General features: G+C 61.2%; 12 protein-coding genes. 5 read left to right on the top strand and 7 right to left on the bottom strand.

The genetic code is table 11. From position 1 onward, the window contains the following. Positions 1 to 46 precede the first annotated feature (46 nt). Positions 47 to 424, top strand: coding sequence for a response regulator (locus AB4Z35_RS13305; protein WP_007970583.1), 378 nt, complete (start codon positions 47 to 49; stop codon positions 422 to 424). 134 nt (positions 425 to 558) lie between these two features. Here AB4Z35_RS13305 and AB4Z35_RS13310 read toward each other — a convergent pair whose 3' ends face one another. After that, entirely contained in the window at positions 559 to 1,614 is a 1,056-nt protein-coding gene (locus tag AB4Z35_RS13310) for a tetratricopeptide repeat protein (protein ID WP_442097509.1), read from the bottom strand. Between the two features lie 215 nt (positions 1,615 to 1,829). Here AB4Z35_RS13310 and AB4Z35_RS13315 point away from each other — a divergent pair, with 215 nt between their 5' ends. Genes AB4Z35_RS13315 through AB4Z35_RS13325 form a run of 3 tightly spaced genes read left to right on the top strand, consistent with a single transcriptional unit; the run spans position 1,830 to position 5,125 of the window. Next, the gene (locus AB4Z35_RS13315; protein WP_442097511.1) at positions 1,830 to 3,965 is read left to right on the top strand and encodes an FUSC family protein; all 2,136 of its coding nucleotides are present in this window, start codon (positions 1,830 to 1,832) and stop codon (positions 3,963 to 3,965) included. Beyond that, positions 3,955 to 4,155 (top strand): DUF1656 domain-containing protein, encoded by a 201-nt coding sequence (locus AB4Z35_RS13320; protein WP_032829912.1) that lies wholly within the window; start codon positions 3,955 to 3,957, stop codon positions 4,153 to 4,155. Before AB4Z35_RS13315 ends, AB4Z35_RS13320 begins: the two co-directional genes overlap by 11 nt. A gap of 4 nt (positions 4,156 to 4,159) precedes the next feature. Beyond that, positions 4,160 to 5,125 carry an HlyD family secretion protein gene (locus tag AB4Z35_RS13325; protein ID WP_442097513.1) on the top strand — a complete coding sequence of 322 codons (966 nt, stop codon included), beginning with the start codon at positions 4,160 to 4,162 and terminating at the stop codon, positions 5,123 to 5,125. A 213-nt stretch (positions 5,126 to 5,338) separates the two neighbouring features. Here AB4Z35_RS13325 and AB4Z35_RS13330 read toward each other — a convergent pair whose 3' ends face one another. From AB4Z35_RS13330 to mexE, 3 genes are read right to left on the bottom strand one after another with little or no spacing between them, the layout of a single operon-like run. Continuing rightward, positions 5,339 to 6,760, bottom strand: a complete 1,422-nt coding sequence (locus AB4Z35_RS13330) for an efflux transporter outer membrane subunit (protein WP_442097515.1) — start codon at positions 6,758 to 6,760, stop codon at positions 5,339 to 5,341. Further along, entirely contained in the window at positions 6,760 to 9,948 is a 3,189-nt protein-coding gene (locus AB4Z35_RS13335) for an efflux RND transporter permease subunit (protein ID WP_442097517.1), read from the bottom strand. The genes AB4Z35_RS13330 and AB4Z35_RS13335 overlap by 1 nt, the downstream gene beginning before the upstream one ends. A 12-nt stretch (positions 9,949 to 9,960) precedes the next feature. Continuing rightward, positions 9,961 to 11,214, bottom strand: coding sequence for a multidrug efflux RND transporter periplasmic adaptor subunit MexE (mexE, locus tag AB4Z35_RS13340; protein WP_442097519.1), 1,254 nt, complete (start codon positions 11,212 to 11,214; stop codon positions 9,961 to 9,963). 376 nt (positions 11,215 to 11,590) lie between these two features. Between mexE and AB4Z35_RS13345 the strand changes: the two genes are divergently transcribed. Continuing rightward, positions 11,591 to 12,598: an Ldh family oxidoreductase gene (locus tag AB4Z35_RS13345; RefSeq protein ID WP_442097520.1), complete on the top strand. Its 1,008-nt coding sequence runs from the start codon at positions 11,591 to 11,593 to the stop codon at positions 12,596 to 12,598. Between the two features lie 125 nt (positions 12,599 to 12,723). Here the strand turns inward: AB4Z35_RS13345 and AB4Z35_RS13350 are convergent, their stop codons facing one another. The 3 genes from AB4Z35_RS13350 to AB4Z35_RS13360 form a co-directional block, all read right to left on the bottom strand. Further along, positions 12,724 to 14,304: an aldehyde dehydrogenase (NADP(+)) gene (locus AB4Z35_RS13350; RefSeq protein ID WP_442097522.1), complete on the bottom strand. Its 1,581-nt coding sequence runs from the start codon at positions 14,302 to 14,304 to the stop codon at positions 12,724 to 12,726. 63 nt (positions 14,305 to 14,367) lie between these two features. Further along, a complete protein-coding gene (gene abaF, locus AB4Z35_RS13355; protein ID WP_442097524.1) occupies positions 14,368 to 15,765 on the bottom strand; it encodes a fosfomycin efflux MFS transporter AbaF in 1,398 nt (465 codons plus the stop codon). Between the two features lie 72 nt (positions 15,766 to 15,837). Continuing rightward, positions 15,838 to 16,755: a dihydrodipicolinate synthase family protein gene (locus AB4Z35_RS13360; protein WP_007997732.1), complete on the bottom strand. Its 918-nt coding sequence runs from the start codon at positions 16,753 to 16,755 to the stop codon at positions 15,838 to 15,840. Between the last annotated feature and the right edge of the window lie 54 nt (positions 16,756 to 16,809).

Consider the following 16,809-nt stretch of genomic DNA (forward strand, 5'->3'; position numbering starts at 1 on the left):
ACACCACGGTCGTATCAGCAGCAATTGACCGAACAAAGGCTTCCCCATGAGCGAAGATGCACAAGATGTAGTACTCGTCGTCGAGGACGATCCCTCGATTCTGATGGTGCTGTCCGCTTATCTGTCGGGCGAGGGTTACCGCGTATTGCAGGCCGAAAACGGCGAGCAGGCTTTTGAAATCCTGGCGAGCAAACCGCACCTGGACATGATGATCACCGACTTCCGTCTGCCCGGTGGAATCTCCGGCGTGCAGATCGCCGAACCCGCCGTGAAGCTGCGACCGGAACTCAAGGTGATTTTCATCAGCGGCTATGCCCAGGAAATCCGTGAGACCGACAGCCCGATCACGCGCAAGGCGCCGATTCTCGACAAGCCATTTGATCTGGATAAATTACAGGAGCTGATGCAGGACATGCTTTCGTAAGCGCGCTGTTGGTTCTCGTACCTGTAATTTCTGACAGTTCGCGCCAGACACAGCCGCGATCCGCGGCTTTTTGCCCTTCATGAACACGATGGGTCCGTGGCCGAGACTACGGCTCAACAAAACTTCAGTCGGGGTTAAAGCCCTTGCTGCAACGCCGGATCATCGGGATTCATCTGTTCGAGTTGCGCCAACAGGATCTGTACGTTTTGCAGTTGGCCGCTTTCCTTCCAGAAATTGATCAGCAACACCCGGGCCTTGCGGTCATTCGGATGACGCTGAACGATTTCCTGCAACTGTTTCTGCGCCGCTTCCAGCTCCTGCTCGCCGTGCAACGTGGTGGCCAGGTCGTAGCGGTAATCCCGGTTGTTCGGTTCAAGTTCCACGGCCTTGGACAGGCCAAGCAGGGCGAATTCGCTTTGCTCGTGATGCAGCAACCAGAGCCCCAGGGCATGTTGGAGGTAGGCCGAATCGGGCTGTGCCTGGAGTTGCCTGGCCAACAACTGGCGGGCGGCGTCGATCTGGCCCTGTTTATCCAGCACCTCGATTTGCAACACCAGCGCCGGCAGGTTGTCCGGCGCCAGGCGCAGGGTGTTGTCCAGCGCCTGTTGCGCCTCCTTGAGCTCGGCGTTGTGCAGGTGTAACCGGGCCAGTTGGTATTGGTTTTCCGTGCTTTGCGGCTCGCTCTTGAGTACTTGCTCCCAGGCATCAATGGCTTGCTCCAGCGGCCCGAAATACAGGCCGAGTTCATCCGGAGACAAGCCCAGCAGCGCGTTGATCGCGGCCAGTCGAACGCTTTGTTCGCTGTCGTCGAGCAATGGCCCCAGCAATAAACTGCGCTGGCCGTTCGGTACCAGGCCGCTGATGCTCTTGATCGCGGCGATACGCACGTCGGGCGACTCGTTCTGCAAGTCGGCATCCGCCAGTTTCAGGGCCACCGAGCTTGGATAATTGGGCAGCTCGGCATGCAGCCAGACACGACGCTTGGGAGGCAGGTCCGGACGACGCAATTGCTGATAGAGCACCCGCGCGGCACCGGGTTGACCAGCCCGGGCAGCCGCCAGCGCTTCGCTGTAGCCATGCTGGATGGCTTCGGGAACCACCGGGGTGGTATCGCGCAGGGAAAACCACGCAAGGCCGATGACGAGCAGGGCGAAGACGCTGATAAACAGATAGCGGCGGGACTTGGGCATGCAGGAATCCGGAAGCTGGCAAGCTTTTGCAAAGGCGCAAGCTTCGGTCAGGCCAGGCTTTGAGTCAAACCTTGACGACGTTTACGCTCGATTCAAACGGTTGAACAACCCTTCAGCCGACAAACAACGGGCCTGCAAGCTGTGTCGACAGCAAAACCTCTCGAGGCACCGCAGTAGTGACTACGCTTGCTGGAGGTGTCACTTCGAGYGCTCCCATGCAAGCGTTGCTGCAGTACTTCAAGGCCATGCTCAACCCCGGGCCCGGGGTGTTGCTGTTTGCCTTGAGAACCATCGCGGCCGGGCTGTTGACCCTGTACCTGGCGTTCCTGTTCGATCTGGACCAGCCAAAATGGTCGATCATGGCCGTGGTCATCATCAGCCAGCCACTGGGAGGCATGGTGCTGGCGCGCAGTTTTGGCCAGGTGATCGGCACCACGACGGGCGCGGCCGTGGCGGTGCTGATCATGGCGATCTTTCCCCAGGCGCCGCTGCCGTTCATCACCACCCTGGCGTTGTGGCTGGCGTTGTGCACCGCCGGTGGCACCTTGTTGCGCTATACCAGTTCCGGGGCGTTTGTCCTCAGCGGCTACACCGCCGTGGTGGTGGCCTTGCTGGCGGTGCCGGACCAGGACGGCATGTTTTTGCTGGCGGTGACCCGCGTCACCGAGACGCTGCTGGCGGTTGCCTGTGTGTGCGTGGTCAGCCTGCTTACCGCCAGGCCGGAAGCCGTGGCCCGGGACTACTTCGCCAGGATCGATCAAATCACCCGGTTGCTGGCCACCCATGCCAGCGCCGTCATCCGCACCGAAGAGAGCGAAGCGGATTTCCAGCACCGGCAAATGCAGCTGTTGGGCCAGATCAGCGGCCTGGAGGGCGTGCGCCGGCACATGTACTTCGATGCCCCACGGTTACGCAGTGCCAATGGCCTGGTGCAACTATTGGGCAACCAACTGGTGTTGTTGACCGCGCGGCTGACCGCTCTGCGCCATCAGCGGCTGTTGTTGACCGAGCGCTGGGAGGGTGAGTTGCCTGAAGAAATTCAGCGATTACGCGCCGAAGAACTGGCCTTTCTCGATGAACTGGCGCAGAAGGGGCGTTCGCTGTCCAGTGACCAGCGCCATCATTTCACGTTGCTGCAACAACGCTTTGATGAGTTGGCGTACAGAGCCGAACAATTGACCGAGCCGCTACCGGCCACCTTGCGTTCGCTGGCCTGGTCGCTGCGCTGGGAGCAAGCGCGTCTGCTGCAGCAACTGGAGCAGATTCTGGAATTGAGCGATGCCATCCAGAGCGGGCGACCCGCCAGCAGTGTGTTTCGCGGGCGGGAAAACCCGTTGCATCTGGACTTTACCCTGGCGACCATGAATGCCGTCCGGGCCTTTTCCGCGCTATTGATAGCTGGCCTGATCTGGATCGAAACCGGCTGGGATGGTGCGCGAGGCGGGATGGTGCTGGTGGGCATCCTTTGCTCGCTGATGTCGACGTTTCCCCGACCGCTGCTGGCGGTTCAAAGCTATGCGAGGGGATTCGGGCTGGCACTGGTGGCCTCGGCGCTCCTTCAGTTCATGTTTGTCCCGATGATCAGCAATTTCGAGATGCTTGCCTTGCTGCTGGCGCCCTTGCTCTACGCTGTCGCGGTGGGGCTGGCCAGTCCACCCACCACAGGTACCGGGATTGGCCTGGGACTCACGACTTTTCTGTTGCTCGGCCCGTTGAACGTTGGGATTGGTCAAAACACCGCCATCCAGTGGTTTGAGTTTGCCGGGGCTTACACCTGCGCGACCGTGCTGGCCTTGAGTGTCTACGCGCTGATCTTTCCGTTCAGGCCGGATTTGCGCATGCGCAGGCTCCACAAAGAGAACGGCGAGCAGGTGTACGCCTTGCTGAAAACCTCGGCGACCGATGAGCAGCAGTTTGCGTTCGAGAGCCGTATGGTTGATCGCCTGACCATGATGCTGGGGCTACTGCCGGCGACCCGGGAGCCACAATCACGTGAGCGGTTCCAGGTCAGCCTGGGCTGCATGGCACTGGGTACTGCCTTGAATCAGCTTCGGCAGCAGGGGCAGAACAACGCGTTACTGAGCCCGGCTCTGCAAACTCGCCTGTTTTCGACCGTACGGGAAACGGGAAGGCTGGTCGCCGGTCGGCCCGGGGTCGAAGTGGCGCAGGTGATTGATAGCCTGCACGCCTTGGGCGACGACCTGGACGCCCTGCATACCGATGTTCATGAGCGCTTGTGGTCGGTGTTCCGGATGCGGGTGGCGCTGCTGATCGTGGTGTCGTTCGTCGAGCGTTATCGTGGCTACTTTCAACCCTCCGGCCTTGAAGGAGACCCGGTCCTTGCCCATTGATCTGGAAGTGGGGGGGGCCTATCTGCCCCCGATTGCCCAGGCACTGCTGCTGGGCTTGCCGATTTTTCTGTTGCTGGACTGGACGTTACGGCGCCTCGGTGTGCTGCAGTTTGTCTGGCACGAGGCATTGTTCGAAGGTGCGTTGTACGCCTGCGTCTGCGCTACGTTGATTCTGGTGATGGGAGCCTGATGCCTTGAAGAACATCCTTTCCCGACTCACGACGGTGGCGGTGGTCCTGCTGGCCTTTATCCTGGGCTGGTTCGCCTGGGAGCATTACACCCGCGCGCCCTGGACCCGGGATGCCCGGGTGCGTGCCGATGTGGTGACCTTGTCCGCCGATGTCTCGGGGCGAATCGTCAGCCTGGCCGTGCAGGACAACCAGCACGTGGACAAGGGCCAGGCACTGCTGGAGATCGACCCGGCGCGTTACACCCTTGCGGTGGAGCATGCCAAACGTGCCGTTGAGGTGGCGAAAGCCTCACTTGGGCAGGCCCAGGCGGCCATTACCGCCAGCGAAGCATTGCTCAAACAACGTCAGAGCGAAGAACAACGGCGGCGCACGCTCAAGGATCGTTCGGCGATTTCCGGCGAAGAGTGGGAAAAAGCCAACACCGATGTGTCGGTGGCCCAGGCTGACTTGCTGCGTAATCAGGCCAATCTGGTGTTGGCCCAGGCCAACGTGCAACTGGCCATCGCGGCGTTGACCCAGTCCGAGCTCGATTTGCAGCGTACCCATGTCGTATCCCCGGTGACCGGCTACGTCACCAATCTGCTGACCCGGGAGGGCGACTATGCCTCGGCCGGCGGTCCATTGCTGGCACTGGTGGACAGCGACTCGTTCTATGTCAGTGGCTACTTTGAAGAAACCAAGTTGCCGCGGATCGGCGAGGGTGACCGGGTCAAAATCGAATTGATGAGTGGCGAGATGTTCGGCGGCAAAGTGCAGAGCATTGCCTTCGCCATTGCCGACCGGGAAAACCTGCCCGGTGGCCGCCTGCTGGCCAACATCAACCCCAGTTACACCTGGATCAAACTGGCGCAGCGGGTGCCGGTACGGATCGAGATCGATGCCGACTATGTCGGTAAAGACAAGCTCAGGGCGGGGACCACGGCCACCGTGACCGTACAGGAAAATCACAAATCCCAAGACCAGCATTAACCCCCTGTAGGAGCGAGCCTGCTCGCGATGACGGACTCACATTAGAAAAGGATGTTGACTGACACACCGCTATCGCGAGCAGGCTCGCTCCCACATTGGTTGGTGGTGGACTCAGCATTGAGCGCGCAAAAAAAAACCCCGCGACCGAATGAGGCGCAGGGCAAAGAAACTGGTCGGTTGCGGCCAACCAAAGGAGCTCTTCAAACCATCGGGTTAATTGCTCGCGACTGTCTCCGGTTGCCAGCCACCGCCAAGGGCCTTGTAGATCGCGACGATGCCACGATACAGGTCGACTTCGGCCTGGGCCTGGGAGTCTTCGGCGGCCAGGCGCTCACGCTGGGCGTCGAGCAGCACGAGGAAATCGGCGGTGCCTTCGCGGTAGCGGATTTCCGCCAGGTCGGCGGCCGAGCGGCTGGACTCGCTCTGACGAATCAGCGAGATCAGGCGCTGTTGGCGTTTGCCGTAGTCGCTGAACGCGTTTTCCGATTCTTCCAGGGCCAGCAACACTTGCTGCTCGTAGGTCGCCAGGGCGCCTTCGGCATCCGCGTCGGCGGCGCGCAAACGGGCGCGCACGCTGCCCAGGTCGAACGCCGCCCAGGTGATGCTCGGGCCCAGCGCCCAGGCGTTGGCCGCCGAGGAACCGATTTGCGAACCACGCCCGGCGGTGAAACCAAGGAAGCCGCTGAGGCTGACTTGCGGGAACAGGTCGGCCTTGGCCACGCCGATCCGCGCCGTGGCCGAGGCCAGTTTGCGTTCGGCACTGAGAATGTCCGGCCGGCGTTGCAGCAGTTCACCCGGGTTACCGATCGGCAAGGCCTTGGCAATCGCCGGCAAGTCTTTCGGGCTCAGGTCCACGGCCAATTTGTCCGGGCGCTGACCGAGCAAAGTGGCGATACGGTTCTTCTCCCGAACCTGCTCGGCCTGCAATTGCGGCACGCTGGCTTCGACCGACGCCAGGCGGGCATCGGCACGTTCCACATCGAGCTGATCGCCGACGCCGGCATCACGCAGGCTGATGGTGATCTTGCGCGACTCCTGCTGGTTCTCCAGGTTGGCCAGGGCGATCTTTTCCCGCAGTTGCGCTCCGCGCAGTTGACCGTAGGCATCCACCAGTTCAGCAATCATGGTGACTTGCAGCTGGTACAGATCGGCTTCAAGCGACTGTTGCTCGGCATTCGCCGATTCCAGGTTGCGCTGGATACGACCAAACAGGTCGATCTCCCAGGCCATGTCCAGGCCCAGGTCGTAGCGTTCGCTATTGACCCGGTCGGTGGTCTGGCCGGGAATCTGCCCCTTGCCCAGGTCACTGCTGACACGGCTGGTGACGACCGGCAGGTTGTCGTTGCTGATGTCATCGCGGATGGCCCGGGCCGCTTTCCAGCGGGCAAAGGCGACGCGCAAATCACGGTTGCCCTTGAGCGATTCGGTCACCAACTGGTTAAGCGTCGGGTCTTCGAACTGCTGCCACCAGATGCCTTCGAAACGAGAACGGTCAAAGTTTTTCTGACCGGCCGCGCCATCGGTGGCGGTGGTGATGTTCGCCGGTTCCGTGGCTGGGGTCTTGTAGTCCGGGCCGACGGCACAGGCACTCAGGGCCAGTACCAGCAGGCTCGGCAGAAAGGCTTTCAAACTCATCAATGAGACTCCAGCTGCTTATCCAGTTTCAGCGCCTTGGCGGCTTTGCGCGATTGGCCGCGCTCGACAAAGTTACGAATCAGTACGTAGAACACTGGCGTCAGCAACAGACCGAAGAAGGTCACCCCGAGCATCCCGGAGAACACCGCTACACCCATGGCGTGGCGCATTTCGGCACCGGCACCGCTGGAGAACACCAGCGGCACAACACCCATGATGAACGCGAAGGAGGTCATCAGGATCGGCCGCAGACGCAGACGGCAGGCTTCCAGAACCGCTGCCAGCGGGTTGAGGCCTTCCAGTTGCTTGTCCTTGGCAAACTCGACGATCAGGATCGCGTTCTTACAGGCCAGGCCCACCAGTACGATCAGGCCGATCTGGGTGAAGATGTTGTTATCACCACCGGAGGCAATCACCCCGGTAATGGCCGACAGCAGGGTCATCGGTACGATTAGGATCACCGCCAGCGGCAGGCTCCAGCTTTCGTACTGAGCCGCCAGTACCAGGAACGCCAGCAGTACGCAGAGCGGGAACACGAACAGCGCGGTGTTGCCGGAGAGAATCTGCTGGTAAGTCAGGTCGGTCCACTCGTAGGTCATGCCGTTCGGCAGTTCTTCCTTGAGCAGTTTCTCGATGGCTTTTTCGGCCTGGCCGGAGCTGTAGCCGGGGGCGGCGGCACCGTTGATTTCAGCGGTGATGAAGCCGTTGTAGTGCATCACGCGGTCGGGGCCCGAAGTGTCGCTGACCTTGATGAAGGTCGCCAGCGGGATCATCTCGCCTTTGTTGTTACGCACCTTCAGCTGGCCGATCTGGTCGGCTTCGAGGCGGAACTGTTGTTCGGCCTGAACGTTGACCTGATAGGTGCGACCGAAGCGGTTGAAGTCGTTGGCATACAGCGAACCCAGGTAAATCTGCAGGGTGTCGAAGATGTCGCTGACGGCCACGCCGTGGGTCTTGGCTTTTTCCCGGTCGATGGCGGCATCGACCTGCGGCACGTTCACCGTGTAGCTGGTGAACAGACCGGCCAGTTCCGGCACGCTGTGGCTCTTGGCAATGATGTTCATGGTTTCCTTGTACAGCTCTTCGTAGCCCAGGTTGCCCCGGTCTTCGATCTGCAGGCGGAAACCACCAATGGTGCCCAGGCCTTGTACCGGCGGTGGCGGGAAGATTGCCATGTAGGCTTCCTGAATGTTCGCGTACTGGCCGTTCAAGGCACCGGCAATCGCACCGGCGGACATGCTCGGGTCTTTACGTTGGTCGAACGGTTTCAGGGTCACGAACACGATGCCGGCGTTCGGGCTGTTGGTGAAGCCGTTGATCGACAGGCCAGGGAAGGCCACGGCACTTTCCACGCCAGGCTGTTTCAGGGCCAGCTCGGACATGCGCTTGATCACGTTTTCGGTGYGGTCCAGGCTCGAGGCATCCGGCAGTTGCGCGAAGGCCACCAGGTATTGCTTGTCCTGGCCGGGTACGAAACCGGTCGGGGTGCTGGAAAAACCGAAGAAGGTCAGGACCATCAGGCCGGCGTACAGCAGCAGGGCGATACCGCTTGAGCGGATCACACGGGCAACCGTGCCGACATAACCGTGGCTGGCCTTCTCGAAGAAGCGGTTGAACGGACGGAACAACCAGCCACCGAAAATCTTGTCCAGCACCTTGGAGAAACGGTCTTTCGGCGCGTCATGACCTTTGAGTAATACCGCCGCCAGTGCCGGCGAAAGGGTCAGCGAGTTGAAGGCCGAGATCACCGTGGAAATCGCAATGGTCAGGGCGAACTGCTTGTAGAACTGGCCGGTCAGGCCGGAAATGAACGCTGCCGGTACGAACACCGCACACAGCACCAGCGCCGTCGCAATGATGGGGCCGGTCACTTCACGCATGGCGCGTTTGGTGGCTTCGACCGGGGTCAATCCGAGTTCGATGTTCCGCTCGACGTTCTCCACCACCACGATGGCGTCGTCCACCACGATACCGATGGCCAACACCAGGCCGAACAGCGACAAGGCGTTGAGCGAAAAGCCAAACAGATGCATCACGGCAAAGGTACCGATCAGCGATACCGGCACCGCCACCAACGGAATGATCGAGGCGCGCCAGGTTTGCAGGAACAGGATGACCACCAGCACTACGAGGATCAGTGCTTCGAAGAGGGTGTGAACCACCGCCTCGATGGAGCCGCGTACGAAGATCGTCGGGTCATAGACGATGCTGAAGTCCATGCCTTCGGGGAAGCTCTTCTTCAGTTCGGCCATTTTTGCCCGAACTTCGTTGGAGATTTCGATGGCGTTGGAACCCGGGCGCTGGAAGATCGGGATTGCCACCGCCGGCTGGTTATTCAGCAACGAACGCAGGGCGTACTGGCTGGAGCCCAGTTCGACGCGGGCGATGTCCTTGAGGCGAGTGATTTCACCGTTGTCGCCAGAGCGAATGATGATGTTCTCGAACTCTTCCTCACTGACCAGACGGCCCTGAGTGTTGACCGACAGCTGGAAGCTTTGGGCATTCGGGGCAGGGGGAGCGCCCAATGCACCGGCGGCCACCTGGCGGTTCTGTTCACGAATGGCGGTTACAACGTCAGTTGCGGTCAGGTTGCGCGAAGCGGTTTTGTTCGGGTCGAGCCAGACACGCAGCGAGTAGTCGCCCATGCCGAACAGTTGCACGTCACCGACACCGCCCAGCCGCGCCAGCTCATCCTTGATGTTGAGGATCGCGTAGTTGGACAGATAGAGCATGTCGTAGCGTTTGTCCGGCGAGGTCAAGTGCACAACCATGGTCAGGTCGGGCGATGCCTTGTCCACGGTGATACCGATGCGTGTCACTTCCTCGGGAAGTTTCGGCTCGGTCCGGGTCACGCGGTTCTGCACCTGCACCTGGGCGTTGTCCAGGTCGGTACCCAGGGCAAAAGTGATGGTCAGGGTGATCTTGCCGTCGGCGGTCGACTGCGAGGACATGTACAGCATGTTCTCGACGCCGGTGATGGCCTGCTCCAGCGGAGCGGCCACGGTTTCACCGATGACCTTGGGGTTGGCCCCCGGGAAGTTGGCGCGCACCACAACAGTCGGCGGCACCACCTCCGGGTATTCGCTGATCGGCAACTGGAACAGCGAGATCGCACCGGCGATCAGGATCAGCAGCGAAAGCACCGCTGCGAAGATCGGCCGCGAAATGAAGAATTGGGAAAAATTCATCGTAAAAATCCCTTAACCGCGTGGGGTCGTGGCAGCCAGTTTCACAGCCGTGCCCGGCGCAACCCTGACAGGCGCGACTTGGGGCAGGTTGCTGGCTTCCAGCGCTTGGCGTTGTTGTGCGAGTGCTGCGAGGGTTTGTTCGCTGGCCATCGGAATCACTTCAGGTGTGACCGGTGAACCAGGGCGTACCCGTTGCAGGCCCTTGACGATAATGGTGTCGTCCTTGTTCAGGCCGTTGCGCACGATACGCAAGCCTTCAATCTTCGGACCCAGTTCCACCGCGCGGTAGGCGGTCTTGTTGTCGCCATCCATCACGATCACGAATTTTTTGCCAAGGTCGGTACCGACCGCTTCATCGTTGATCAGCATGGCGTTGTAGGTGCCGCTGCCCACCAGTTTCAGGCGTGCATACAGGCCCGGGGTGTAGCTGCCATCGCTGTTGTCGAACACGGCGCGACCACGGATGGTGCCGGTCTTGGGGTTGACCTGGTTGTCGACGAAGTTCATCACGCCCTGGTGTGGGTTGCCGTCTTCGTTGGACAGGCCCATGTAAACCGGGGTGGTGGCGCCGCGTTTGCCCTGGCGGGCAAGTTCGGTGTACTTGAGGAACACACGCTCGTCTGCGTCGAAGTAGGCGTAGACCTTGTCGGTGGAAACCACGCTGGTCAACGGGGTGGTGTCGGCGGTCACCAGGTTGCCGGCGGTGATCTCCGCACGGCTGACGCGGCCGCTGATGGGGGCGGTAACGCGGGTGAAGCTCAGGTTCAGTTTGGCCAGGTCAAGCTGCGCTTGCAGGGCACCGACAGCGGCGCGGGCTTCCTGGGCAGCGCTGGTACGCGAATCGGCCAACTCGGCGGAAATGGCGTTGCTGGTGCGCAGGCGCTCACCGCGCTGGGCTTCGTTTTCGCTGCGGGTGGCATTGGCGCGCGATTGTGCAACCAGTGCTTCGAGGCGGCGGACCTCAGCCTGGAACGGACGCGGGTCGATCTGGAACAACAGGTCGCCTTTCTTGACCAGCGCACCTTCAGTGAACGCCACTTCATCGATCTGGCCGGAGACCCGTGGACGAATCTCGACGGTTTCCGGAGCTTCGAGGCGCCCGGTGAATTCGTCCCACTCGTTGACCGGTTGTTCCAGCACCTTGGCCACGCTGACCTTGGCTGCGGGCATGGTAGCGGCGGTTTCCGGGGCCTTGCCGCAAGCGCTGATCACCACTACGGCCAACAAAGCCAAGGGGAAGCGCAAATGTTTGAATGACTGTTCCATGGATGCATCCGCCAATGTGTTGAGATTGGCGAATGATGCGCGGCGGGGTTGTATCTCACGAATCGAATGGGGCAAAGGTAACTATCATTCGGAATGATATAAGACCCAAGCCAGCCGTCTAGATTGCGCCTTTGATTAATCGGCGATCAATTGGGTTGATGACAATTGTGTGTTGCATTGGATGCAATAGTCAGACTTGAAACCGTGTTGCGGCCATCGCGAGCAAGCTCGCTCCCACACTGGATCTCATCAGCCATTGGTTCAACGGGGTCCAACTGTTTGCGCTGTGCCAATTTCGTCACCGCCAATGCCCAAACCCATCAAGCCATAACGCCTCGGACAGACCACTCTGACCGGTCTGTCCAAGGAGATGACCATGATCCGACTGACCCTGATCGAAGCCCGTGAGTTGGCCGAATCGATCTTGTTGCACAACGGTTTTAATCTGGCCCATGCACAAGCGGTGGCGGCGACGGTGATTGCTGGCGAACGTGATGGCTGTGCCTCCCACGGTTTGTACCGGATTCTGGGGTGTGTGAATTCCCTGAGGGCCGGCAAGGTGTCAGCCGATGCCGAGCCACAGGTGATCGACCAGGCGCCGTCGATTGTGCGGGTGGATGCTGGCGGTGGGTTTTCGCAGTTGGCATTTCAGGCGGGGTTGCCGTTGCTGGCGCAGAAAACCCGGGCCAACGGCATTGCGGCGTTGGCAATCAACCGCTGTGTACATTTCTCGGCGCTGTGGGTGGAGATCGAGCAGCTGACTGCTGCCGGTCTGGTGGCACTGGCGTGTAATCCGAGCCACGCCTGGGTGGCGMCGGCTGGAGGACGACTGCCGGTGTTCGGCACCAATCCCATTGCCTTCGGTTGGCCGCGTGCGGGGCAAGATCCGTTTGTGTTCGACTTCGCCACCAGCGCGATTGCCCGTGGCGATATCGAACTGCACCGGCGTGCCGGCAAGGCGATTCCCGAAGGTTGGGGCGTCGACGCCCAAGGCCAGCCGAGCACCGACGCCAACGTGGTGCTCGACAGCGGCGCGATGCTGACGTTCGGCGGGCACAAGGGTTCGGCGCTGGCGGCGATGGTGGAGTTGATTGCCGGGCCGCTGATTGGTGACCTGACCAGTGCCGAGTCGTTGGCTTTCGACGGGGGCAGCAAGTCGTCGCCGTACCATGGCGAGTTGATCATCGCCCTGGACCCTCGGCGCTTTCTGGGGGACGCCACTGAAGAACATTTGGCCCGGGCCGAAACGTTGTTCCAGGGCATTGAAGGGCAGGGCGCACGCTTACCGTCGCAACGACGTTACGCGGCGCGGGTACGCAGTCTGGTGGAAGGCGTGCAAATTCCCGAGGCGCTGTACAACGACCTGAAAGCACTGCTGGCTTGAATGGAATGGGTGCGCCCACTCCTGTGGGAGCGAGCCTGCTCGCGATGAGGGCATCAGATTCGACATTTTCGTCGACTGACACACCGCTATCGCGAGCAGGCTCGCTCCCACAGGAGGTCGTGTTGTTAAACCGGCTCGCGTTGGCTGCTGCCATCCACCAGCCGTGCAATCCCCAGCGGGTTGGCGTTTTTCAAGGCGTCGGGTAGCAAGGCGTCCGGGCAGTTCTGGTAGCACACCGGACGCAGGAATCGCTCGATGGCCAGGCTGCCAACCGACGTGCCACGGGCGTCGGAGGTTGCAGGGTAAGGCCCGCCATGGACCATGGCATCGCAGACTTCGACCCCGGTGGGGTAACCGTTGAACAGTACCCGGCCGACTTTTTGTTCCAGCAGTATCAGCACGTCCCCATGGGTCTGAAGATCCGATGCTTCGCCAATCAATGTCGCAGTAAGTTGCCCGTGCAAACTGTTCAACGCCTGCCGCAGCTCAACCTTGTCCGCCACTTCAACGACAATGGTGGTCGGCCCGAACACTTCTTCCTGTAGCAGCGGATCCCCATTGAGCAGCAGGCTGACGTCGGCCTTGAACAGTTGCGGCCGCGCCTGATTGCCCTGCTGGTCGTGGCCCGCCAGGTGCGTCACGCCCGGATGCTCGAGCAAGGCCCGCACCCCTTTTTCATAGCTGCCGAGGGTGCCAGCATTGAGCATGGTTTGCGCCGGTTGTTCGGCCATCAGGTTGCTTAGTCGCGCAGTGAACGCCGTCCATTCAGGGGCGCGAATACCAATTACCAACCCCGGATTGGTGCAGAACTGCCCGCAACCCTGGACCACCGATGCCACCAGTTCAGCGGCGATTTTCTCGCCGCGCGCACGCAAGGCTTCGGGCAATACCAACACTGGATTGATACTGCTCATCTCGGCGAACACCGGGATGGGTTGTTGCCGTGCGGCGGCCATGTCGCAAAGGGCACGGCCACCTTTGAGCGAGCCGGTGAAACCGACGGCCTGAATCGCCGGGTGCTTGACCAGCGCTTCGCCGACGCCAGCACCGTAGATCATGTTGAACACACCCTTGGGCATGTCGGTCTGCTCGGCGGCGCGCAGGATCGCATTGGCCACGCATTCGGCGGTTGCCATGTGCCCGCTGTGGGCCTTGAACACCACCGGGCAACCGGCGGCCAGGGCCGCTGCGGTATCGCCGCCAGCAGTCGAAAAGGCCAACGGAAAATTGCTGGCGCCGAACACTGCCACCGGGCCGACGCCGATCCGGTACTGGCGCAGGTCAACCCGTGGCAGCGGCTGACGCTCCGGCAGGGCACGGTCGATGCGCGCGCTATAGAAATCGCCCCGACGCAGGACCTGAGCGAACAGACGCATCTGGCCGCTGGTGCGGCCGCGCTCGCCCTGAATCCGGGCGCTGGGCAGGGCGGTCTCACGGGTCACCAGGGCAACGAACTCGTCATCCAGGGCATCCAGTTGCGCGGCGATGGCTTCAAGGAACTCCGCCCGGCGCGTCGCCGGCAAATTACGAAAGGCTGGATAGGCGGCCGCAGCGGCCTGGGCGGCCGCGTCGACTTCTTGCGCGGTGGCTTGCACGAAAGAGTAGGGCAGTGCTTCGCCGGTGCTGGCGTCATGGCTGTTCAGGATGATGCCGCCGCCGGCGCTGCGCGCTCCGCCGATGTAGTTGTGGCCAAGGATTTCGAGCATTGAAAATCTCCGGTCTGGAAAGGGTAAGGGCAAAAGATCGCAGCCTGCGATCTTTCAGGGCCATCAAGCCAAAGAGTCACCCCGGTGCGGGGTGGCTGGCACGGCTGCGTCCACGGCAGCAACCCGCGCCGCCGACTCGGCATCCACCTGGCGCAATGACTTGCCACGGGTCTCGCGGGTCAGGCTGACAGCCACCACGGAAATCAGCGCGGCGCCCACCAGATACCAGGCGATCGGAGTCGAGCTGTGGTACTTGTTGAGCAAGGTGATGGCGATCAGCGGTGCCAGGGAACCGGCGAAGATCGGTGCCACCTGGTAGCACAGGGACAGAGCGGTGTAGCGTACGTGGGTCGGGAACAGTTCAGCCATCAGTGCCGAGTAAGGCGCATAAGTCATCGACTCGATGGCCAGGCCCAGGGTGATGGCGGCCATGATCAGCCAGTTGTTGCCGGTATCCATCATCGGGAAACCGATGAAACCCCAGAACGCTGTGAGCACCGCGCCGGTCAGGTACACCGGCTTGCGCCCGACGATGTCCGACAGATAGCCCATCAGCGGGATCAGGAAAAAGTGCACCAGATGCGCGCCGAACATCAGCAGCAGAATTTGCGAAGTGTCCTTGTGCACCACCAGTTTCAGATAGGTAATCGAGAACGTCACCACGGTGTAGTAGAGGATGTTCTCGGCAAAGCGTGCGCCGATTCCCACCAGCACCGAGCGCCAGTGATGACGCAACACTTCCACCACACCGAGCTGTTGTTGTTTGGTCTGTGCCTGACGGGCCTGGGCTTCCTTGAAGATCGGCGCGTCATCGACGCTGGTACGAATCCAGTAACCGATCAACACGACTACCGCCGAGAACCAGAACGCCACGCGCCAGCCCCAGGCAAGGAACTGTTGCTCTGACAGGTTCGACGACAACAGCAGCAGGGCGACCGTGGCCACCAGGTTGCCGGCCGGCACCCCGGCTTGCGGCCAACTGGCCCAGAAGCCCCGACGATTGTCCGGGCAGTGTTCGGACACCAGCAGAATCGCGCCGCCCCATTCGCCACCGAAAGCGAAGCCCTGGATCAACCGCAACAGCACCAGTAGCACCGGCGCTGCGTAACCGATCTGGTCGAAGCCAGGCAGGCAACCCATCAGGAAGGTGGTGATGCCGACCACTACCAGGCTCAGTTGCAGCAGGCGTTTTCGGCCGAATTTGTCACCGTAGTGACCGAATACCAAACCGCCCAACGGCCGGGCGAGAAAGCCGACCGCGTACAAGGCGAAGGCGGCGATGATGCCGTCGATGGGGCTGTCGGTCTGGCGGAAGAACAGCTGACCGAAGACCAGCGCCGAGGCGGTGCCGTAGAGGAAGAATTCATACCATTCGGCGACGGTGCCAGCCATGGCGGCGGCCACTACGCGTTTGAGTCCCGAGGGTGTGGTTGCGCTTTGCGTGTGTTGAGGATTGGACATGCTGACGTTCCTTGTTGAGGCGCAAAAAACGGGCAGCCGGGCTGGGTCCGCATAGACCCGCCCGGCAATCACTCAGAGACCGACGTCCGGCAGTTCCGGGCGGTTGGCCAAGGCCTTGGCCATGATCTGCTCGACGAACACGCGGTCGGCTTCCGGCAGGGCCAGGCGTGGCGGACGGGTCAAGGCGCTGCCGCGACCGGCGATGGCTTCACACAGCTTGATGCACTGCACCAGGTCGGCACGGGCATCGAGGTGCAGGATCGGCATCAGCCATTCGTAGATCGGCATGGCTTCGGCGAAACGACCGGCCTTGGCCAGGCGGAAGATGGTTTCGCCTTCTTTCGGGAACACGTTGGACATGCCCGAGACCCAACCTTCGGCACCCACGGCGATGCTTTCCAGCACCACGTCGTCGAGGCCGGCGAACAGCACGAAACGGTCACCGACTTCGTTGCGCACGTCGATGAAGCGGCGGGTGTCGCCGGAAGAATCCTTGAAGCACACCACGTTGTCGCAGTCGGCCAGGGAAATCAGGATGTCCGGGGTGACGTCGTTCTTATAGATAGGCGGGTTGTTGTAGACCATCAGCGGCACGTCGGCGTTTTTCGCCACGTAGCGGTAATGCTCGGCGGTCTCGAACGGCTTGGAACCGTAGACCAGCGCCGGCATCAGCATCACGCCATCGACGCCGACCCGGCGTACGGCATTGGCGACCTTGGCCGCTTGTATGCTGGTGAACTCGGCCACGCCGCAAATCACCGGTACGCGACCACGGGCGGCATCGACAGCGACCTCAGTCACGGCGATTTTCTCTTCGGCGGTCAGCGAGGTGTTTTCACCCACCGAGCCGCAGACCACCAGGCCCGACACGCCGTCGCGGATCACGTTGGAAATCACCTGATGGGTTTTTTCCAGGTTGATGGAGAAGTCATCGTTGAATTGAGTGGTCACCGCTGGGAAGACGCCACTCCAGTTAATGCGCTTGCTCATTGTTGCCTCCGGTTCGTTAATTGTATTTCGTATACGATATTTAAAATGACAATG

This window comes from Pseudomonas sp. KB_15 (assembly GCF_052114525.1).
GTDB lineage: Bacteria > Pseudomonadota > Gammaproteobacteria > Pseudomonadales > Pseudomonadaceae > Aquipseudomonas.

What these genes read in the sequence shown, in the direction of transcription:
- AB4Z35_RS13305 (WP_007970583.1), top strand. Translation starts at nt 47, where the DNA reads ATGAGCGAAGATGCACAAGATGTAGTACTCGTCGTCGAGGACGATCCC.
- AB4Z35_RS13310 (WP_442097509.1), bottom strand. Translation starts at nt 1,614, where the DNA reads ATGCCCAAGTCCCGCCGCTATCTGTTTATCAGCGTCTTCGCCCTGCTC.
- AB4Z35_RS13315 (WP_442097511.1), top strand. Translation starts at nt 1,830, where the DNA reads ATGCAAGCGTTGCTGCAGTACTTCAAGGCCATGCTCAACCCCGGGCCC.
- AB4Z35_RS13330 (WP_442097515.1), bottom strand. Translation starts at nt 6,760, where the DNA reads ATGAGTTTGAAAGCCTTTCTGCCGAGCCTGCTGGTACTGGCCCTGAGT.
- mexE (WP_442097519.1), bottom strand. Translation starts at nt 11,214, where the DNA reads ATGGAACAGTCATTCAAACATTTGCGCTTCCCCTTGGCTTTGTTGGCC.
- AB4Z35_RS13350 (WP_442097522.1), bottom strand. Translation starts at nt 14,304, where the DNA reads ATGCTCGAAATCCTTGGCCACAACTACATCGGCGGAGCGCGCAGCGCC.
- abaF (WP_442097524.1), bottom strand. Translation starts at nt 15,765, where the DNA reads ATGTCCAATCCTCAACACACGCAAAGCGCAACCACACCCTCGGGACTC.
- AB4Z35_RS13360 (WP_007997732.1), bottom strand. Translation starts at nt 16,755, where the DNA reads ATGAGCAAGCGCATTAACTGGAGTGGCGTCTTCCCAGCGGTGACCACT.